This window comes from Agromyces sp. Root81, assembly GCF_001429165.1.
Classification (GTDB): Bacteria; Actinomycetota; Actinomycetes; order Actinomycetales; family Microbacteriaceae; genus Agromyces.
The window spans coordinates 348,708-368,391 of sequence record NZ_LMIR01000004.1 but is presented as its reverse complement, the minus strand read 5'-3'; the positions used below and the strand labels follow the sequence as shown (position 1 = coordinate 368,391).

The window sequence follows — 19,684 nt, the reverse complement described above, 5'->3', positions numbered from 1 at the left end:
GGAGGATCCATTCCATGGACAAGAGTTACGAGAGCGCCGCCGCGGCGGTGGCCGACATCCCGGAGGGCGCGTCGCTGGCCGTCGGCGGCTTCGGGCTGTCGGGCGTGCCGATCACGATCATCCGCGCCCTGCTCGACCTCGGCGTCGGCGGGCTCGAGGTCGTCTCGAACAACTGCGGCGTCGACGGCTGGGGGCTCGGCGAACTCCTGGCCGCCGGCCGCATCCGCCGCGTCATCGCGAGCTACATCGGCGAGAACAAGGAGTTCGGCCGCCAGTACCTGGCCGGCGAGATCGAGGTCGAACTCACGCCGCAGGGCACGCTCGCCGAACGGCTCCGCGCCGGCGGCGTCGGCATCCCCGCGTTCTACACGGCGACGGGCGCCGGCACCGCCGTCTCCGACGGCGGCATGCCGCTGCGCTACGCCCCCGACGGCTCGGTCGCGATCACGAGCGATCCCAAGGAGCTGCGGCCGTTCGACGTCTTCGGCGCGCCGCGGGAGTACGTGCTCGAGCGCGCCATCCGCACCGACTACGGCCTCGTGCGCGCGGCCGTCGGCGACCGGCACGGCAACCTCCGCTTCGAGAAGGCGGCCCGCAACTTCAACCCGCTTGCGGGCATGGCCGGCCGCATCACGATCGCCGAGGTCGACGAGCTCGTCGAGCCCGGTGTGCTCGGCCCCGACGACATCCACCTGCCGGGCATCCACGTCGACCGGGTGGTCGCGCTCACGCCCGTGCAGTCCTCCGACCTGCCCATCGAGAAGGTGACCGTGCGGCCCCGGCCCGCGGCCGCCGGAACGGAACGCTGATGCCGCTCACCCGCGACGAGATGGCCGCCCGCGCCGCCCGCGAACTCGAGGACGGCACCTACGTGAACCTCGGCATCGGCCTGCCGACGCTCATCCCGAACCACCTGCCAGAGGGCGTCGAGGTCGTGCTGCACTCCGAGAACGGCGTGCTGGGCGTCGGGCCCTACCCATGGGAGGGCGAGGAGGACCCGAAGCTCATCAACGCAGGCAAGGAGACCGTGACCGTGCTGCCCGGCGCGTCGTACTTCGACTCGGCGGCGAGCTTCGGCATGATCCGCGGCGGGCGCATCACGACCGCGGTGCTCGGTGCCATGCAGGTCTCGGCGCACGGCGACATCGCCAACTGGGCGGTGCCCGGCAAGATGGTCAAGGGCATGGGCGGCGCCATGGACCTCGTGAACGGCGCCGAGCGCGTGATCGTCGTCATGGAGCACGTGGCGAAGGACGGCTCGCCGAAGATCGTCGAACGGTGCACCCTGCCGCTGACGGGCAAGGCCTGCGTCGACCGCATCGTCACCGACCTCGCCGTGTTCGACGTCACCGGCGACGGGCTCGTGCTCGTCGAACTCGCGCCCGGTGTCACGATCGAGCAGGTGACGGATGCCACGGGCGCCTCGTTCACCGTCGCGGACGCCGTCGTCGCGGACACGGGCGTCGCGGCCCCCGGCGTCGTCGTCGCCCCCGAGGCGGGGGCCTGATGCCCGAACTGCGCGAGGTCGTCATCTGCTCGCCGCTGCGCACCCCCGTCGGACGCATGGGCGGCGCCCTCGCCGCGGTGCCGGCACTCGAGCTCGCCACGACGGTGCTGACCGCGCTGCTCGAACGCAGCCGGGTCGACGCCGCGGCGATCGACGGGGTCGTCGCCGCACAGGGCTACCCCACGATGGAGGCGCCGGCGATCGGCCGCGTCGCCGCCCTCGACGCCGGGTTCGGCGTCGAGACGACCGGCTACCAACTCGACCGCCGCTGCGGCTCCGGCCTGCAGGCGGTGCTCAACGCGGCCATGGAGGTGCAGACGGGGGTCGCCGACGCCGTCGTCGCACTCGGTGTCGAGTCGATGTCGAATGCTCCGCTCTACACCGTCGATGGTCGCCGAGGCGTCTCCGGCGCCGGTCTGCTGCTGCACGACGCGCTGTCCCGCGGCCGCGAGACGGTCGGCGGCCGGCGCTTCCCGACGCCGGACGGCAACGTCGGCTCGGCCGAACTGCTGCGCGCCGAGTACGGCATCTCGCGGGAGGCGCAGGACGCGCTCGCGCTCCGTTCGCACCAGCGGGCCGTCGCCGCCCAGCAGGCGGGGGCCTTCGACGCCGAACTCGTGCCCCTCGAGGTGCCGGGACGTCGCGGCTCGGTGCTCGTCGATCGCGACGAACACCCGCGCGCCGACACCTCGCTCGCCGCCCTCGGGGGGCTTCGGCCGATCCTCGGACGCCGCGATGCCGAGGCGACCGTCACCGCCGGTAACGCGAGCGGGCAGAACGACGCGGCGGCTGCGTGCATCGTCACCACGCCGCAGCGGGCCGCCGAGCTCGGTCTCGTGCCGATGCTGCGACTCGTGTCGTGGGCCGTCGCGGGCACCGACCCGCTGCGCTTCGGCGTCGCGCCCGTGCCCGCGTCGAACCTCGCGCTCGAGCGCGCCGGCATCCGCTTCGAGGATCTCGATCTCATCGAGCTCAACGAGGCGTTCGCGGTGCAGGTGCTCGCGTGCCTCGCCGACTGGGGCGTCGACGCCGAGGACCCGCGGGTGAACCCCAGGGGCAGTGGCATCTCGATCGGGCACCCGATCGGCGCAACCGGCATCCGCATGCTCGCGACGCTCGCGCACGAGCTGCCGGCCCTGGGCGGACGGTTCGCCCTCGAGACCATGTGCATCGGCGGCGGCCAGGCGCTCGCCGCGGTGTTCGAGCGGGCCTGACGCCGCCGCTGCGCGCCGCCGGAAGTCAGGGGCTCGTGAGCATGACGAGCCGGCCGGTGGCCCTCGTCATCGCGACGTAGCGGTCGACCGCGCCCTCGATGCCGTCGCCGAACGCGTCGGCATCGATGAGCACCACGAGGTCGAACTCGAGTCCCTTCGACAGCTCGGGCGTCAGCGATCGCACCCGGGACGGCGGCCCGAACGAGGCGACGTCGAGTCCGCCCGTGCCGATGACGCACGCGGTGCCCTCCGCGTGCCCGGCGAGCCAGGCCTCGAGGATCCCGTCGAGTTCGGCGACCGATCCACTGGCGACGGGGATGCCGCTCCGGCGGACCGAGGTCGGCACGTTGGCGTCGGGCAGGGCCGCCCTGATGACGGGCTCGGCCGCCGCCATGACCTCCTCGGGCGTGCGGTAGTTGATGGTCAGCGTCGAGACGGCGACGTGGTCGAGTCCGATTCGCGCGAGACGTTCCCGCCAGGATTCGGTGAACCCGTGCCTGGCCTGGGCACGGTCGCCGACGATGGTGAAGCTGCGCGACGGGCATCGGGCGAGCAGCATCTGCCACTCGGCATCCGTCAGCTCCTGGGCCTCGTCGACGATGATGTGCGCGAACGGGCCCGCGAGATCGTCGGGCTCGGCCTTCGGCAACCCGGCCTCGTCGAAGAGCGAGTTGCGCACGTCCTGGCCGCGCAGCATCGTCATCACGCCCTCCCCGTCATCGTGCACCTGGGCCTCGATCAGGTTGTCGATCACCCGGGACATCTCCTCGCGCTGCGCTGCGGCGACCGCCTCGCGCCGTCGACGCTGCAGCGCCGCGTCGGGGTCGCCGATGCGCAGTCGCGCGGCGTCGAGGAACGGCAGGTCGGACACGGTCCAGGCGCGGGCATCGGGGCGCTGCAGGCTGCGCACCTCCTCGGCGCTCAGCCAGGGAGCGCAGGCCAGGAGGTAGGCGGGCACCGACCACAGGTCGCCGACGACCCCGGCCGGATCGAGCAGCGGCCACGCCCGATTGAAGGCCGTGCGCAGCGCCGCATTCTGCTGGAGCGAGGCGCGGATCATCCGCTCCGATGCTTCATCGACCCCGTCGTGGTTCGCCACGAGGATGCCGAGCAGTTCCTCCCAGACCTCGCCGCGCGCCTCGTTGTGCGGCGTGCCCGGCTCCGGTGCATCGAACGCCTCCGCCCAGTCCGCGGCGTCCAGCCAGACCTCCGCCCAGTTCGTCTCGACGGTCATGCCGGTCACGGGTGGCCGCTCGTAGTGGCCCACGGCCGCCTCGATCGCGGAGACGAGCCCGGCGGAGGACTTGAGGCGCGCCACGACCGGGTCGGGCTCGGGCGCCGCTCCGGCGCCCTCAGGAACGAGGTCCCGGAGGGTGCACGTCTCGACGCCCTCCTCGCCGAGACCCGGCAGGATGTCGGCGACGTAGTCGAGGTAGGGCTGGTGCGGACCGATGAAGAGCACCCCGCCGCGGCGGTGTCCGAGCCGCGGGTCGGAGTAGAGCAGGTAGGCGGCGCGGTGCAGGGCGACCACGGTCTTGCCGGTGCCGGGGCCGCCGTCCACGACGAGGGCGCCACGGGATCCCGCGCGGACGATGGCGTCCTGGTCGGCCTGGATCGTGCTCAGCACGTCGCGCATGCGGGGCGATCGGGAGCTGCCGAGGCTCGCGATGAACGCCGACTGGTCGTCGAGCGCCGCGCGCCCCTCGAGCCCGTCGGGCGTGAAGACCTCGTCCCAGTAGTCGCTGATCCGGCCGCGGGTCCAGCGATACCTGCGGCGGCTCTCGAGGCCCATCGGATCGCCGTGCGTGGCGGCGAAGAACGGTTCGGCGGCGGGGGAGCGCCAGTCGACGAGGAGCCGGCGCCCCGCGGCGTCGGTCAGGCCGAGCCGGCCGATGTACACGGGGTTGGGGGCATCCGCACCCACGATGCGTCCGAGGCAGAGGTCGAGGCCGAAGCGGCGGAGGGTCCGGATCCGCGCGGTCAGCCGGTGGATCTCGAGGTCGCGGTCGAGCGCAGCCTGGCCGCTGCCGCCCGGCTGGCGGCGCACCCGATCGAGTCGTGCGGATGCCTCGGCGATCGACTCCTCGAGGCTCACCGCGATGGCGGCGAAGTGTGCTTCGTCGTCGGCGATGAGCGCAGGGTCGGTCTTCGCGGCGAGACGGTCGGGCAGGTCGAACACGGTCGTGGTCAGGGCTTCTCCTCAGGGGTCGTGAGCGGATGCCTCCGCCCGGCCGACCAGTATGCGCCGGGGAGGGGGCCTTGCGGCAAGGCCCCCTCCCTCCGATATCCTGAGAGTGGAGAGCAGGGGTGCTCTCCTTTTTCATGCGCGATTCATCCGTTGTGCGTGATGCGGCCGGAGCGGCGCCGGGGTTACCTGTGATCCGGAGGCCTCCGGCGACCAGCGGATGCCCCCGACGATCAGCAGGGAGGGCGGACGTCATGGACTACACCGACCGGCTTCGAAGGCTGGCGATCAATGACGAACGTCTCGGCGACGACGATTTCGACGATGTCGTCGACGGCCCCGGGCGCCTCGACCCCAAGGCCCTGGCCCTCGCCAGGATCGCCGCACTCGTCTCCATCGGCGGGGCGGAGCCGTCGTTCGGCGCCCAGGTGGACGCGGCGATCAGCGCCGGCAGCACTCCGGCGCAGATCGTCGACGTGCTGGTCGGGGTCATTCCCGTCATCGGACTGCCGCGCGTCGTCGCCGCCGCGCCGAAGATCGCGCTGGCGCTCGGCCACGACGTCGACATCGAGGTCTTCGGCGACATCGGCCCGCGGTAGGGAGCCGGAGTTCAGAGCCCCGAGCCGAGCAGCCCGAGCTGCGTCGCGCGATCGACCGCCTCGCTCCGAGCCGAGACGCCGAGCTTGCGGTAGATCGATCCGAGCTCGGAACTCACGGTGTTGCGCGAGACGAAGAGCCGCTCGCCGATCTCGCGGACGGAGAGGTGGGTCTGCAGGTACGGGAGGAGGCGCAGCTCCGCGGGGGTGAGCGGCGGGCCGCCGCCCTCGCCCTGCTGCTCGCTCGCCGTCACGACGCGACGGAACTCGTCGACCTGCTCGACGAGGGTGCCGAGCCCCGGCCGGACGAGCAGGATGTCGTCGATCTCGCGCAGGAGGTGATGAGCGGTCGACTGGTCGGTCATGGCCCAGAACACCTTGGCGAGCTGCAGGCGCGCCCGGACGGCGAGGTACGGGATCGCATGGGTGCAGGTCGGTCGGGCCCGCATCGCGCGGGTGAGCTCACGCCGCGTGGCGTGGAGATCTCCGCGGTGCAGCCCGAGCCGCGCCGACTGCGTGAAGGCGAGCACGGCGGTCGCGTAGTCGTACATGTGCTGCTCGTCGATGGCGTCGATCGCGGACTCCACCAGTGCCGAAGCCTCGTCCCACCGTCCCTGGTCCATCGCCAGCAGCGCGAGCTCGGCCGCGCCGAGCGCCAGCCCTTCGGTGTTGCCCAGGGCCGCCGCGACCGCGATGCTGTCGCGCAATGCCCCTACGGCCCCTGCGGTGTCGCCGGTGAGAAGTCGTGCCTCCCCCAGGAGGAGCAGCGCCTGATCGCGCCACGGGCTCCAGCTCGGCTCGGCCGCGCAGGCGAACTCCGCGTCGGCCAGGGCCTGTGCGGGGCCGTCGGGGCACATCACGGACCTGAGCATCGCGTGCGCGGATTCGAATGATGCCGACCCGTCGTCGGGCTCATCCTCGTACGAGACCCGTTCGAGCACCGACGCCCACCGTCCGGCCTCGGCCGACCTGCCCGAGAGCGCCATGACCCATCCCGCGATCACGGCGAGCGGCGGATACGCCTCGATCGCCGGGTCGCCGATCGCGGTCATCCAGCGCTGCACGGTCGCGAGCTGCCCCGCCTGGTAGCTCGGCAGCGCCGTGGCTGCGACCAGGCGTGCCGTTCGTTCACGCTCGCCGGGCTGGTCGAGCAGGAGTTCGATCGCCATGGCCGGAGACCCGTGCGTCTCGAACCAGCTCGCGGCCCGGCTCTGGAGGCCGGGCACGGCCTGCGGCTCGAGACGACGAAGCTCGCCGAGGAGGAACTCGCGGAAGAGCGCGTGATAGCGGTACCAGCCTCGGCTGCGGTCGAGCGGCACGATGAAGACGTTCGAGGCCTCCAACTCCCTGAGCACGAGCTGGGCGTCGTGCGTGTCGAGGATCGCATCGCAGAGCGGTGCCGACAGCGTGTCGAGCACCGCCGTGCGCCGGAGGAATCGTTGCTGATGTTCCGGCAGGTTGACGAGCGATTCCCGGTAGAGGTAGTCGGCGACGTAGCGGTCGTCGCCCGAGACGCTTCTCGACGGCTCGCCGCCGTCCCGGTCTGAGTCGCCCGCGATCGCGGCCGCCAGCACGACGCCGACGGGCCAGCCCTCGGTGCGTTCGACGAGTTCGAGCGCGTCGCCGGGCGAGAGCGGCAGCTGCGTGCTCGCGAAGACGGTCTGGGCACCGGCCGCGTCGAGCGCCAGCTCGCTCGCCGTGATCTCGAAGGCGTCGCCGGCCGCGCGGGCGCGCGCCAGGTGCCGCTGCTCGCCGCGACTGGCGGCGACGAGTTGCGAGCCGCTGGGGATGCCCGCGAAGACCACGCTCAGCACGTCGTGGCACGCGGGGTCGCGGACCTCCTGCAGGTCGTCGAGCATCAGCACGAAGGGCGAGGCGGCGTGCCGCAATGCGGCGGCGAGCAACGGGGCCCCGCGACCGAGCAGGGCGGCGCCGTGCCCGGTGACACGTTGGGGCAGTCGGGCCGTGCCGGGCTCGATCCGCGCGAATGCGGCCGCGAGCAGTGTCAGCAGCGCGGCCGGATCGTCGTCGTAGCGGTCGAGCGAGACCCAGGCCACCGGGCGACTCTCCCGGCGCGCCCATTCCGCGAGCAGGCTCGACTTTCCGTATCCTGCGGGAGCCATGACGCCCACGAATCGACGGCCGCTCGCTCGGGCGTCATCGATCAGGGCGGCGCGACTGACGTGGCCCCGGGCCGGCGGCTCCGGGGCGGACAGCTTCGCGTCGAGCAGTTGCTGTTCGAGCTCGACGTCCGACGTCTCCGACGCCGCGGCTTCTCCGCGCACGGTCGAAGCATATTGACCGGCAGGGCTGCGGACAACGCCCATATCGGGGTGTGTCGGTTCTTCCCGAAGCAGACGCCGTGTTCCGGTTTCATGCACGTTCGTCGCGGCATTCATGCGATCTGTGTGATGACCGGCGTGCTGAACAGGGCCACGCTGACGAATGTTCAACCGAAACGCAGGTCGACGACTCGTCGGCGGCGCCGAGCAGGAGGGCATCACCATCATGAGCAGCACTGCACCACAGCAGACCGGATGGATCGGATGGATCGGCTTCGCAGCCATCATCCTCATCCTGAACGGGGCGTTCAGCGCACTTCAGGCCTTCATCGCGCTGCTCGGCTCCAACACGTACTACACGGTGACCGAAGAGGGGCTCTTCCTCTTCGACATCACCGGATGGGGTTGGTGGAACCTCATCATCGGCCTGCTGCTCGTGCTCACGGGCATCGCCCTGCTCTCGGGAGCCATGTGGGCCCGGGTCATCGCGATCATCCTGGCGTGCCTGAGCGCACTCGGTCAGCTCTTCCTCGTGCCGGCCCAGCCCTGGTGGTCGATCATCGTCATCGGCATCAACGTGCTCGTGATCTACGCGATCACCGCGCATGGCCGGGAGATGGCGCAGGCGAACTCCTAGCCGGACGAGCAGCGGCCCGGGGCTGGGGGGGGCTCCGGGCCGATGTTCGCGTCCGCTCCTCGGTCAGGCTCGCGAGGGAATGAGCTGTCGAACCGCGTCGACGAACACCCGTGCGTGCTGGGGATCCACATCTCCCGTGTCCGCGTACGTGTCCTTGAGATAGCTGCCGACGATCACGCCGTCGGCGATGGCGAGTTGGGCGGCGCATGAGTCGGGCGTCACTCCTGCGCCCACGATGAGTGCGGCATCCGGACTGAGGATGTCGCGGAATGCGGCGATCTTGGCCGTCGGGGTCTCGAGCCCGGTCCCGTCGCCCGTGATCACGATCGCATCGCTGCGCTCGTCGCCGAGGAGCAGGTCCTCCTCGAGGCTGCGCCCCGAGCGGTAGGGCTGGTACTTGAATCGCACACCGCCGAGCAGGAACGCGGAGGAGGAGGCGCGCTTCTCGGCCAACCATGCGGCGTAATCGGCGTCCTCATCGAGGGGGAGGTGACCGGCGACCGAATCGAACTGCATGAACCTGGCGCCGAATGCATCCGCGATGTCGAATGCGCGTGCGTCGTCGTTCAGCACGTTCACGCCGAACACCACCTCGGGTCGTGAGGTGCGGAGGTAGTCGCAGACGGCGACCACGTCGTCGGTGTCGCCGAAGTAGTTCTCGACGATCACCGCGTCGACGCCGTTCGACCACAGCAGGTCGATCTCCCGGCGGGCCCGGTCCATCCGGTCCGCGGCGGACTCGCCCTTGAGGTGGAGCATGGCGAGGACCGGGTGAGCGGAGCTGAAGGATTCGAGGAATGGGGAAGCGGGCACGATGGCTCCTGTTCTGGTTCGGAAGGGGTTCAGGGTACGAGGGCCACGACGTCGTCGACGGTGAGCGCCGTTCGACTCAGCTCGAGGTCGCGGGCAATCTGCGCCACGATGAGGCGTTTGATCCTGGCCCGGTGCAGCACCTCGTCGTCGGCGAAGACGTCGGCGCATCGGCCATCGGCGATCACCGTGCCGTCGGCCATCGCGACCACGCGATCGAAGGTGTCGATCACGAATCGCATGTCGTGCGTGATCGTCACCACGGCGGTGCCATCGTCGCGAAGATGGTCGAGCATGCTGCGCAGCAGGTCGAGGCCTCGAGCGTCGAGACCCGCCGTCGGCTCATCGAGCACGATGTAGCGGCATGCGCCCACGAGCACGGCGGCGATCGCCACGAACTTGCGGATCGCCATGGGCAGGTCCTTGGGATTCGCGTCGAGATGGGGGCGGATGCCGGTGATGTCGATCGCCCGTTCCACACGCTCGGTGCGCATCTCATCCGGCCAGCCCAAGTGCCTCGGGAGGTACTCGATCTCGGTGCGCACATCGCTCGCGAAGAGCTGGTCGTCGGGGTTCTGGAACACGTATCCGACGATGCGGGCGATCTGCGCGGTCGTCCGGTCGGTCGTCAGCACCCCGTCGACACGCACTTCTCCATGCGTCGGTTTGAGCAGCCCGTTCATCAGCTTGACGGTCGTGGTTTTGCCCGCGCCGTTCTGACCGACGATCGCCAGTCGCTCGCCATCGCCCACGCGAAGCGTGACCGAGGAGAGCGCCGGCGAACCATCGGGGTAGGCGAAGGCGGCGCGGTACAGCTCAATGGGCATTGGATGCCTCCTGGATCCTCGCCGAGACCGCAGCAGCTGCCTCGGCACTCGTGATGGGGGTCCGAACGAACGGTCGTCCGATCGCGTCGAGTCGCCGGGACAGCTCGGTGACCTCGGGAACGGGGACTTCGGCGGCGATGAGCTCGTCGGAGGTGAGCACGTCCCTGGCCGCTCCCGTCGTCACGATGCGTCCCGCGCGGAGCACGGTCAACCGATCGGCGTACTCGGCGAGGAGGTCGATCTTGTGCTCGACGAGCACGATCGACTTCCCCTGCGCCTTCAGGTCGGCGATGATGCCGAAGACGGCGTCGGTGGCGTCCGGATCGAGCTGCGAGGTGGGCTCATCGATGACGATCACGTCGGCGTCCATCGCGATGATGGAGGCGAATGCGACCTTCTGCCGCTGGCCGCCGGAGAGGCCGTTCGGATTCTTCCGGACGAGGGCTTCGATGCCGAGTTGTTCGACGACGCGTTCGACCCGTTCGATCATCTCGGCTCGAGGGGTGCCGAGGTTCTCCAGGCCGAGCGCGATCTCCTCGAAGACGGTTTCCCTGATGCCGCTGATCTGCGTGAACGGGTTGTCGAACACGCAACCGATCGTGCGGGAGAGTTCGGCCGGATCCCACTCGAGCAGGTCGCGCCCGAGGATCTCCACCGAGCCCTCGAGCTCGCCCTTGTGGAAATGCGGCACGATGCCGCGGATCAGGCTGCACAGCGTCGTCTTGCCGCTTGCATTCAGTCCGACGATTCCGTGGACCATGCCCGATTCGATCTCGAGCGTGATGCCGTCGAGCGCCGGCCGGTCGGAGTAGGCGTACGTGAAGCGCACGTCGCGCAGTGATGCTAGAGCCATCCGAGGAACCTCCCCATCACGCATGCCGTGGCGACGGCGGCGAACAGGCCGGCCGCCAGCCACTCCCATGTGGCTGTGCGGGGGAGCTGCACGAGGTGGCTGTGGGCGGCGGGCGAATTGAATGCGCGGGCGTCGAGGGCGATCGCACGCTCCTCCGTGGCGGTCATCGCCGAGAGGAACACCGGGGCGAGCACGGGGAAGAACGCCTTCGCCCGAGTGATCAGCCCGCCTTCGGTCTCGATGCCGCGCGCCTTCTGCGCATCGAGCACCACCTTCGCGGTCGCACCGAGATCGGTCATGGACTGGAACGACGCGAGCAGCACGTAGCTGGCGCGAGGACTCACGCCGCGCATTTCCAGCGCGAGCATCAGCCGCCGCATGGTGACCAGTGCGAAGAACAGCGTGACCGCTCCGCAGATCGCCATGACGACCGCGGCGAAGCGGAGCCCCTCGTACACGCCTTCAGCCGTGACCTGGAGGTTGCCGAACGTGAAGTAGACGTGTTCTCCGTCGAGCAGCAGCGCCCGGAGCAGGAACAGGATGAACCCGACGACCGCCCACAGCTTGAGGTAGGTCGCGGTGTAGGCCGGGCCCACCCCACCCGCGAATGCGAGCAGCACGAAGACGGCGCACACCGCGAACGGCGTGATCAGTCCCGGAACCGCGGCGGCGACGACGGCGAGCGAGACCAGGGCGACGAGCAACGTGATGGGGTTGCGGTCGCGGAGGAAATTGCCGAGGGATTCTGGATGCCGGTACGTCTCGGCCACCTCGGCGAGCGTGGCGGTGCTCATGAGCGCGGACCCGCCTGCTGCTCGGTCGTCGCGGGGGCGGTGGCCGGGGCGAGCTTCGGGGCGGGCTTTCCGAGGTAAACGTAGCCGAGCGGCAGCTTCACGAAGAGGCGCTTCGGGATGCCTCGGATGATCGCGTAGACGATGAGCACGGTCGGCACCTTGTCGAGGATGTCCATCGGCATCTGTGCGGCGAAGTTTGCCGTCGTGAGGTCCATGCCGAGCGCGACGAGCGTGCCGATCACGATGCCGGTGCCGTCGCCGGCGAGGCCTCCGAACACCCAGATCGTGATGAGGGCGCCGAGGACACCGCCGACGAGGGCGAAGGGGATGGCGCTCAGGAGCGAGAGCCAGAAACTGCGGAACCAGCCCATGCGGCCGAACCATCCCGCGAGGAGTCCGAAGATGACGCTGAGGATGCCGTAGGCGAAGGTCTGCGGCGAGGTGATCGAGTTGATCGCATTGGAGAGGAGCCCGACGAGCGCCCCCGGCAGGCTGCCGCAGGTGGCGCCGACGAGGATGGTGCCGATGCTGTCGAGGTAGACCGGGAGCTTGAGGAGGAGCGCGATCTGGCCGCCCACGAAGTTGATCGCGATCCCGATCGGGATCATGAAGATCGTGAGTCTGCCGTAGCCGCGGAGCAGCCGTGCGAAGTAGCCGTTGGAGGCCATGGGGGTGGATCCTTTCGTCGAGCCGACGTCGGTGTCGGCTTGGGTTCAGGCGGTGCGGATGTAGCTTCGGCGGAACGCCTCGACCTCGGCGCGGGTGGTCATCCCGCCCCGGGCGCCGGCCTTGCCGACCGAGAGTGCCGCCGCCGCGTTGGCGAACTCCGCCGCTTCGCGGGGGTCGCCGGTTCGCGAGTACGCATAGAGGAACGAACTCGAGAAGGTGTCGCCGGCACCCGTGACGTCGACGACGTCGACCGGGAAGCCGGGCACGGTGAACACGCCGTCTCGCGTGTGCAGTTCGCAGCCGTCGCTGTCGCGGGTGACGACGACGGCCGTCGCGGCTCCGTCGAGCAGCGATCGGATGTCGCGTCCGCTCTCGACGAAGCGGCGCTCGCCGAGGCTGTTCATGAAGAGGATGTCGCAGAGGTCGAACAGGGCGGTGGCGTGATCCTTCTGGTCGAAGGTGTCGAGGTCCATGACGACCTTCGCGCCGCGTTCGCGCAGCGCCCCGAGGATCTCGAGGGAGCGGAGCGGGCCCATGCGCCACGGCTGGGCGTCGGTCATGGAGGTGACGACGAACTCCGCCCCGGCCATGTGCTCGAACGCCGCGGGCGTGATCTCCGTGTGGGTGATGCCCAGGTTCGGGATGATCACGATGTGCTGGTCCTCGGCCAGCAGGATGAGGCATCGCGAATCGGGAACCCGCTCGTCGAAGACGACGTGCTCGATGCCGAGGCCGAGGCCGGCGAGCTGATCCAGCAGCTTCCGGCTGAGCGGTCCGGGATTGAGATGCGACATGAACGAAGCGGGCATGCCGTAGTTCGCGAAGATCGAGGCCGCGTTGGCGAGCATCCCGCCGAACTGCGACGGCAGGCTCTCGACGACCACCTTGTCGCCGGCGTGCGGGAAGTACGGCGCGGCGAAGTACTCGTCCTGGGCGACATCGCCGAAGAAGACGGAGTAGCGAGGCGTGTTCACGGAGTGGGGACCTTTCCCGTGGACTCGCGGACGACGAGGCCGACCGGCAGGAACGTGCTGGTCGGCGTGAGCCGCTCCTTCGACTCGAGCGAGTCGATGAGCGTGTTCACGGCCATCGAGCCCATGCCGACGACGTCCTGCCGAAGCGTGGTCAGCGTCGGCCAGCAATATGTGCCGGCGTAGCTGTCGTCGAACCCGATGACGGAGACGTCGTCGGGAACGGAGAGACCGAGCGCGCGAAGCCCGTTCATGACTCCGATCGCCATGAGGTCGTTGTAGGCGAACACCGCGGTGATCTCACCGCTCGTGAAGCGATGCGCATGGCGCGCGACCATGGCGCGACCGCTCGGTTCCGTGAAATCGCCCGTGAGGTCGTGCACCGTGGTGCCGTCGACGGCCGACCAGCTCTTCACGAAGCCGGCCGAGCGTCGCAGACCGGTGACGGGCGAGTGGTCGGCTCCGAAGAAGAGGGCGCGTCGGTGGCCGAGCATCGCGAGGTGCTCGGCGGCCAGGCGCCCGCCCTCCTCGTTGTCGGAGACGAACGTCGGAAGGTCGACACCGGCGACCTCCTCGTCGACGAGGACGAGTGGCAGGCCGCTGCCCAGCGCATCGCGCTCGTGGTCTTCGAGGAGCGCGCCGGCGGCGTACACGATGCCGTCGACGGCACGTGACTTGATCATCTCGATGTACCGCGCCTCCCGCTCCGACTCGAAGGTGGTCGTGGCGAGCATGAGGTTGTACCCGCGCTCCATCGCCGCGTGTTCGACGCTCTTGGCGAGCTCGGCGAAGTACTCGATGCCGATGTCGGGGACCACGAGGGCGAGGATCCGAGTGCTGCCGAGTGCCAGGTTCTGCGCCGAACGCGTCGGAACGTAGCCGATCTCGTTCATCGCGCGGTGCACCTTCTCGCGAACCTCGTCGCTGACCGCGCGCTTGCCGCTCAGCGCGTGCGACACGGTCGTGGGGCTGACTCCGGCCAGCCGTGCGACATCCGAGATCGAGACCATCGACCCACCCTTCCTCATTGAAATCCGTGTGGTGACGGCAGCCGGGGTTCGAGACGCAAACCGCTTTGGCAAACCGCTTTGGTGACTGTAATCACGATCGCCCGGATCCGCAACACCTTCCGGTGCATTTGTCGATGCCAGGTCGGCTCCCGACTACGCTGGCGACATGTCCGAAGTGCCATCGACGCCCCTCGATCTCGGCGTCGCCGTCGCGCAGTTCGCGCCGAGCGACGACGCCGCCGGCAACCGTGCGGAGATCGAGCGGCTCGCCGCGCTCGCCGCGGGCCGCGGCGCCCGTGTCGTGGTGTTCCCCGAGTACTCCAGCTACTTCACCCCCGAACCCGGCGAAGCATGGCTCACGGCGGCCGAACCGCTCGAGGGCGGGTTCACGACCCACCTGGCCGCGGTCGCGGACCGTCTCGGCGTGCACCTCGTCGCCGGCATGATCGAGCGGCTCGCCCGCGATGAGCGGCGTGTCTCGAACACCGTCGTGGCGGTCGCCCCGGGCGACGGCATCGTCGCCCGGTATCGCAAGCTCCACCTCTACGACGCGTTCGGGCAGCAGGAGTCGGCCTGGGTCGCCCCGGGGGCGATCGAGCCGCCCGAGACCTTCGAGGCCGGCGGCATCCGCTTCGGCCTGCAGACCTGCTACGACGCGCGGTTCCCCGAGGTGACACGCCGCATCGTCGATGCCGGCGCCGACGTCGTCTGCATGCCGGCGGAGTGGGTGCGCGGGCCGCTGAAGGAGGCGCACTGGCGCGTGCTCACGACCGCCCGCGCCCTCGAGAACACGGTCTACGTCGCCGCGGCCGACCACGCACCGCCGGTGAGCGCCGGCAACAGCATGATCGTCGACCCCATGGGCGTCGAGCTCGTCACGATCGGCGAGACGACGGATGTCGCGGTGGCCTGGGTCTCGAAGGAACGCATCGAGGCCGTGCGCCGGGTCAACCCCGCGCTCGCACTGCGCCGCTTCGACGTCACCCCGCGCTGAGCCCGGCGAGCCGAGCAGCGGCCTCCTCGAGCACCTCGCGCCGCTTGCAGAACGCGAAGCGCACGAGACTCGAGTACGCGCTCTGCCGGTCGGGGTGCACGAACGCCGCGACCGGTACCCCCACGACGCCGACGAGTCCGGGCAGTTCCCGGCAGAGCGCCGCGCCGTCGGAGTACCCGAGCGGTGCGGCATCCGCGATGACGAAGTACCCGGCCTCGGGCAGCGAGACCGCGAAGCCCGCTGCTGCGAGTCCGCTCGCGAGCAGGTCGCGCTTGGCCGAGAGGGCTGCCGCGGCATCCGCGAAGACGGCGTCTGGCAGGCCGAGCCCGGTCGCGATCGCCGGCTGGAACGGGGCGCCGTTCACGTAGGTCAGGTACTGCTTGACGGCGAGCACCGCCGTCACGAGCTCTGCGGGCGCCGTGACCCAGCCGATCTTCCAGCCGGTGGTCGAGAAGGTCTTGCCCGCGGAGGAGATCGAGATCGTGCGCGGGCGGGCGCCGGGCAGCGTCGCGATCGGCGTGTGCGCGGCGCCGAACGTGAGGTGCTCGTAGACCTCGTCGGTCACGATCAACGCGTCGTGACGTTCGGCGAGCTCGACGATGAGGGAGAGCGTCTCGGTGTCGAGGACCGCGCCGGTGGGGTTGTGCGGGGAGTTCACGAGGATCACGCGCGTGCGGTCGGTGACCGCCGCACGCAGTTCGTCGTGGTCGGGTCGCCAGGCCGCGCCCAGTTCGCGAGACCAGCGCAGCGGCACGGTGCGGTGCACGCCGCCGGCTCGGGCGATGATCGCCGCGTAGGCGTCGTAGTAGGGCTCGAACGTCACGACCTCGTCGCCGGTGTCGACGAAGGCGAGCAGGGTGGCGGCGAGCGCTTCGGTCGCGCCGGCCGTCACGAGCACCTCGGTCGCCGGGTCGAGCTCGATGCCGTACCACCGGCGCTGATGGGCGGCGATCGCCTCGCGCAGCACCGGCATGCCGGTGCCGGGCGGGTACTGGTTGACGCCGTCGGCGATCGCCTGCCGGGCGGCCTCGAGCACCTCGACGGGCCCGTCTTCGTCGGGGAATCCCTGGCCGAGGTTGATCGCGCCGGTGCGCGAGGCGAGGGCGCTCATCTCGGCGAAGATCGTCGCGGCGATCGTGCCGTCTGAGGCGAGGAGGCCGGCGCCGGCCGCGGTGCGCTGCCAGGGCGCGAGGCCCGACGCGGGGGAGAAATCGCTCACGCTCACACCGTACGCGAGGAGCTGCGCCGCCCGGTGCGAAGATCGCTTCCGTTCTCACCGTACGTGCGGGTGGAGCCGGTACGCTGGCGCAGGCAGCGACGCTCCCGGGCAGCATTCGGAGAAATCCCGGCCCGGGGATAGCAGAGTCATAGACTCCGCCGATCGGGCACACAGCTTGCTTCGGGATGCTGGCATCGCTTGGAAGGAGCACACCATGACCGACACCACGAACGGAGCCGCGGGGGAGCCCCGCGAGGACGACGTCACGCCGACGCCCGCGGCCGCCGAGAGCGCTGCGCCCGTCACCCCTGAGACTTCCGCTGCTGCGAACGCCTCGGCGGCGCAGAACGAGGCCGCGGCCCCCGCCGTCGAGCCGGATGCCGCGGCGCCCGCCGCCCCGGCAGCGCCTGCCGCGACCCCTGCCGCGCCGACCGCACCGGTCGCGCCCGCAGCGCCGGTTCCCGCAGCTGCACCCGCGGCGACCGGCACGGTCTACGAGCCCGGCCAGGAGCCGCAGCCGTACTCGGCCCCCCAGTACACGAAGCAGCCGGCCCAGCCCGTCGCCGCTGCCCCCGCACAACCCGGCCAGGTTCCCCCGGCCTTCGGCGGCCCCGCCGCCCCCCAGAACCAGACGCAGCCGACCGTTCCGCTCGCCGGCGTCCCGGCCGACGGCACCGCCCCCGCTGCGCCGAAGCAGCGTCGAGTCGGACTCGGCGTCGCCGCGGCCATCGTTGCCGCTGCCCTGATCGGCGGTGCATCAGGTGCCGGCATCAACGCGCTGCTCACGAACAACAACGGCTCGCCGACGAGCGAGAGCGCGAACTCGGCGCAGAACATCGTCGTCAACGACACCGATTCCGTCAACCAGATCACCGCCGTCGCCGCCAAGGCGAGCCCGAGCGTGGTCACGATCTCGGTGTCCGGCGGCCAGTCCGGCGGCACCGGCTCGGGCATCATCCTGTCCGAGGACGGTTACGTGCTCACGAACACGCACGTCGTGACGCTCGACGGCGCGACCGGTGAGCCCGCCATCCAGGTCAAGACGAACGACGGTCACCTCTACACGGCCGAGCTCGTCGGCACCGACCCGCTCTCCGACCTCGCGGTGATCAAGCTCGTGGACGCCTCGGGCCTGACCCCGCTCGAGTTCGCCGACTCCGACAAGCTCAACGTCGGCGACACGGCGATCGCGATCGGTGCACCGCTCGGCCTCGCGGGCACGGTCACCAACGGCATCGTGAGCGCGCTCAACCGCTCGATCGACGTCGCCTCCTCGGCGGCGCCGGCGACGCCCGACGACTCGCAGAGCGACGGCGGCGAGCAGGGCGAAGGCGACCAGGGCGGCGAAGGCAGCCCGTTCGACTTCTTCTTCGACCTGCCCGACCCCGAGGGCGGCGAGCCCCAGCAGCCGAGCGCATCGGCGGGCCGCGTCTCGCTCCCGGTCATCCAGACGGATGCCGCGATCAACCCGGGCAACTCCGGTGGTGCGCTGCTCGACTCCGAGGGCGAGCTCATCGGCGTGAACGTCGCGATCCTCTCCACGGGCGGATCGGCGCAGGGCGAGACGGCCGGCAACATCGGCGTCGGCTTCGCCGTGCCGTCGAACCTCGCCAAGCGCATCGCCGACGAGATCATCGAGAACGGCGCAGCCACCCACGGTCTCCTCGGCGCCACCGTCACCTCGGCCGAGGCCGAGGGGTCGAGCGACACCGTCGGCGCGCTCATCTCCGAGGCCCCCGCGGGGGGCGCGGCTGCCGCAGCGGGCCTGCAGAAGGGCGACGTCGTCACCGAGTTCAACGGCGTACCGATCACCGACCAGACCGACCTCACCGCCCAGGTGCGGGCGCTGCCCGGCGGCGCTGAGGCCGAGCTGACCTTCATCCGCGACGGCGAGTCGCAGACGGTCACGGTCACCCTCGGAACGTTCGAGGGCTGATCAGGCGACGATCGCACGACGAGCCCGGGTCCGCGAGGACCCGGGCTCGTCGCCGTGCCCGGGCCGACTGCTCGGAGGCACGGCTGCTAGGCTCGATCGACCCGAGCGGCGAGTGAGGACCATGCCCGAGCACCACCCTGAAGCGATGCCCGCATCGCTCCTCGGCGTCTCCTACGTCATGCCGGTGCTGAACGATGCCTCGCACGTTCGTGCCGCCGTCGAGTCGATCCTCGTGCAGGACTACGCGGGGCCCGTCGAGGTGCTCATCGCCCTCGGCCCGTCGATCGACGGCACCGGCGAGCTGGTCGCCGACCTCGCGTCGCGCGACGACCGCGTGCGCGTGCTCGAGAACGAGGTCGGCTCGACGCCCGCCGGGCTGAACATCGGCATCCGCGCGGCGCAGTACCCCGTCGTGGTGCGGGTCGACTCCCACTCGATGCTCCCGCCCGACTACGCGCGCATCGCGGTCGAGGAGCTCGAGCGCACCGGAGCCGACAACGTCGGCGGCATCATGGACGCGCGCGGCGAGACGCCCTTCGAGCGCGCCGTCGCCCTCGCCTACACGACCAAGGTCGGCCTCGGCGGCAGCGCGTTCCACGTCGGCGGCACTGAGGGACCGGCCGAGACCGTCTACCTGGGAGTGTTCCGCCGCGCGGCGCTGCTCAGGGTCGGCCTCTTCGACGAGTCCATCAAGCGCGGCCAGGACTGGGAGCTGAATCGGCGCCTCCGCGAGACGGGCGGCGTCGTCTGGTTCACGCCGCGGCTCGCGGTGACCTATCGGCCCCGTTCGACCTTCGACCGGCTCGCACGCCAGATGTTCTCCACCGGGCTCTGGCGCGGCGAACTCGCACGTCGGTTCCCGTCGGCGAACGGCATCCGCTACTTCGTGCCGCCCGCCATGGTGGTCGGCGTCGCGGTCGGCCTCCTCCTCGGCCTCTGCGGCATCCTGCAGGCCGTGTTCGGCGCGACCCCGTGGCTGCTCATCGGCTTCGTCGTGCCGGCCGTGTACCTGCTCTTCGTGCTCGCGGCCATGATCGTCTACGCACGTGGGCGCGGCGCGGCGACGGCCGCATGGTTTCTCGTAGTGTTGCCCTGCATACACGTCTCGTGGGGGATGGGCTTCGTGCTCGGGTACCTCTCGCTGACGAGCAACATCGCCAGGCACACGGGAAGGTGACGC

At 70.5% G+C, this 19,684-nt stretch carries 18 protein-coding genes; 8 read left to right on the top strand and 10 right to left on the bottom strand.

Going from position 1 to position 19,684, the window contains the following annotated elements; translation table 11 throughout:
* Nucleotides 1–14: 14 nt before the first annotated feature.
* From ASE14_RS18540 to ASE14_RS18530, 3 genes are read left to right on the top strand one after another with little or no spacing between them, the layout of a single operon-like run.
* Nucleotides 15–809, top strand: coding sequence for a CoA transferase subunit A (locus ASE14_RS18540; protein WP_056658602.1), 795 nt, complete (start codon nucleotides 15–17; stop codon nucleotides 807–809).
* Nucleotides 809–1,507 carry a CoA transferase subunit B gene (locus ASE14_RS18535; RefSeq protein ID WP_056658601.1) on the top strand — a complete coding sequence of 233 codons (699 nt, stop codon included), beginning with the start codon at nucleotides 809–811 and terminating at the stop codon, nucleotides 1,505–1,507. Before ASE14_RS18540 ends, ASE14_RS18535 begins: the two co-directional genes overlap by 1 nt.
* A complete protein-coding gene (locus ASE14_RS18530) occupies nucleotides 1,507–2,721 on the top strand; it encodes an acetyl-CoA C-acetyltransferase (RefSeq protein ID WP_235511481.1) in 1,215 nt (404 codons plus the stop codon). Before ASE14_RS18535 ends, ASE14_RS18530 begins: the two co-directional genes overlap by 1 nt.
* 25 nt (nucleotides 2,722–2,746) lie before the next feature.
* Here the strand turns inward: ASE14_RS18530 and helR are convergent, their stop codons facing one another.
* A complete protein-coding gene (helR, locus tag ASE14_RS18525; protein ID WP_235511480.1) occupies nucleotides 2,747–4,900 on the bottom strand; it encodes an RNA polymerase recycling motor ATPase HelR in 2,154 nt (717 codons plus the stop codon).
* A gap of 260 nt (nucleotides 4,901–5,160) precedes the next feature.
* On the opposite strand from helR, the gene ASE14_RS18520 reads away from it, so the two are divergent.
* Complete coding sequence (locus tag ASE14_RS18520) at nucleotides 5,161–5,505, top strand: carboxymuconolactone decarboxylase family protein (protein ID WP_056658597.1); 345 nt, start codon at nucleotides 5,161–5,163, stop codon at nucleotides 5,503–5,505.
* A gap of 11 nt (nucleotides 5,506–5,516) precedes the next feature.
* Here ASE14_RS18520 and ASE14_RS18515 read toward each other — a convergent pair whose 3' ends face one another.
* On the bottom strand, nucleotides 5,517–7,787 hold the full coding sequence (locus ASE14_RS18515; RefSeq protein WP_056658594.1) for a LuxR C-terminal-related transcriptional regulator: 2,271 nt from the start codon (nucleotides 7,785–7,787) through the stop codon (nucleotides 5,517–5,519).
* A gap of 160 nt (nucleotides 7,788–7,947) precedes the next feature.
* On the opposite strand from ASE14_RS18515, the gene ASE14_RS18510 reads away from it, so the two are divergent.
* Entirely contained in the window at nucleotides 7,948–8,421 is a 474-nt protein-coding gene (locus tag ASE14_RS18510) for a hypothetical protein (RefSeq protein ID WP_235511479.1), read from the top strand.
* Between the two features lie 63 nt (nucleotides 8,422–8,484).
* On the opposite strand, the gene ASE14_RS18505 is transcribed toward ASE14_RS18510, so the two are convergent.
* The 7 genes from ASE14_RS18505 to ASE14_RS18475 are packed head-to-tail and all read right to left on the bottom strand — an operon-like array spanning nucleotide 8,485 to nucleotide 14,355.
* Nucleotides 8,485–9,234, bottom strand: coding sequence for a BtpA/SgcQ family protein (locus ASE14_RS18505; protein ID WP_200953383.1), 750 nt, complete (start codon nucleotides 9,232–9,234; stop codon nucleotides 8,485–8,487).
* Nucleotides 9,235–9,263: 29 nt separating this feature from the next.
* On the bottom strand, nucleotides 9,264–10,058 hold the full coding sequence (locus ASE14_RS18500; protein ID WP_056658591.1) for an energy-coupling factor ABC transporter ATP-binding protein: 795 nt from the start codon (nucleotides 10,056–10,058) through the stop codon (nucleotides 9,264–9,266).
* Nucleotides 10,048–10,911, bottom strand: coding sequence for an energy-coupling factor ABC transporter ATP-binding protein (locus ASE14_RS18495; protein ID WP_056658589.1), 864 nt, complete (start codon nucleotides 10,909–10,911; stop codon nucleotides 10,048–10,050). Before ASE14_RS18495 ends, ASE14_RS18500 begins: the two co-directional genes overlap by 11 nt.
* Complete coding sequence (locus ASE14_RS18490) at nucleotides 10,902–11,705, bottom strand: energy-coupling factor transporter transmembrane component T (RefSeq protein ID WP_056658587.1); 804 nt, start codon at nucleotides 11,703–11,705, stop codon at nucleotides 10,902–10,904. Before ASE14_RS18490 ends, ASE14_RS18495 begins: the two co-directional genes overlap by 10 nt.
* Nucleotides 11,702–12,373 carry a hypothetical protein gene (locus tag ASE14_RS20840; RefSeq protein WP_056658585.1) on the bottom strand — a complete coding sequence of 224 codons (672 nt, stop codon included), beginning with the start codon at nucleotides 12,371–12,373 and terminating at the stop codon, nucleotides 11,702–11,704. Before ASE14_RS20840 ends, ASE14_RS18490 begins: the two co-directional genes overlap by 4 nt.
* 45 nt (nucleotides 12,374–12,418) lie before the next feature.
* Complete coding sequence (locus tag ASE14_RS18480; RefSeq protein WP_056658583.1) at nucleotides 12,419–13,348, bottom strand: carbohydrate kinase family protein; 930 nt, start codon at nucleotides 13,346–13,348, stop codon at nucleotides 12,419–12,421.
* Entirely contained in the window at nucleotides 13,345–14,355 is a 1,011-nt protein-coding gene (locus ASE14_RS18475) for a LacI family DNA-binding transcriptional regulator (protein WP_056658580.1), read from the bottom strand. The genes ASE14_RS18480 and ASE14_RS18475 overlap by 4 nt, the downstream gene beginning before the upstream one ends.
* A 166-nt stretch (nucleotides 14,356–14,521) precedes the next feature.
* Here ASE14_RS18475 and ASE14_RS18470 point away from each other — a divergent pair, with 166 nt between their 5' ends.
* Nucleotides 14,522–15,349, top strand: coding sequence for a carbon-nitrogen hydrolase family protein (locus tag ASE14_RS18470; RefSeq protein ID WP_056658577.1), 828 nt, complete (start codon nucleotides 14,522–14,524; stop codon nucleotides 15,347–15,349).
* Here ASE14_RS18470 and ASE14_RS18465 read toward each other — a convergent pair.
* The gene (locus ASE14_RS18465; RefSeq protein ID WP_056659292.1) at nucleotides 15,336–16,568 is read right to left on the bottom strand and encodes a pyridoxal phosphate-dependent aminotransferase; all 1,233 of its coding nucleotides are present in this window, start codon (nucleotides 16,566–16,568) and stop codon (nucleotides 15,336–15,338) included. The genes ASE14_RS18470 and ASE14_RS18465 overlap by 14 nt on opposite strands.
* Nucleotides 16,569–16,782: 214 nt before the next feature.
* Between ASE14_RS18465 and ASE14_RS18460 the strand changes: the two genes are divergently transcribed.
* Nucleotides 16,783–18,504, top strand: coding sequence for a S1C family serine protease (locus ASE14_RS18460; RefSeq protein WP_056658574.1), 1,722 nt, complete (start codon nucleotides 16,783–16,785; stop codon nucleotides 18,502–18,504).
* A 145-nt stretch (nucleotides 18,505–18,649) separates the two neighbouring features.
* A complete protein-coding gene (locus ASE14_RS18455) occupies nucleotides 18,650–19,681 on the top strand; it encodes a glycosyltransferase family 2 protein (RefSeq protein WP_235511478.1) in 1,032 nt (343 codons plus the stop codon).
* Nucleotides 19,682–19,684: the final 3 nt, after the last annotated feature.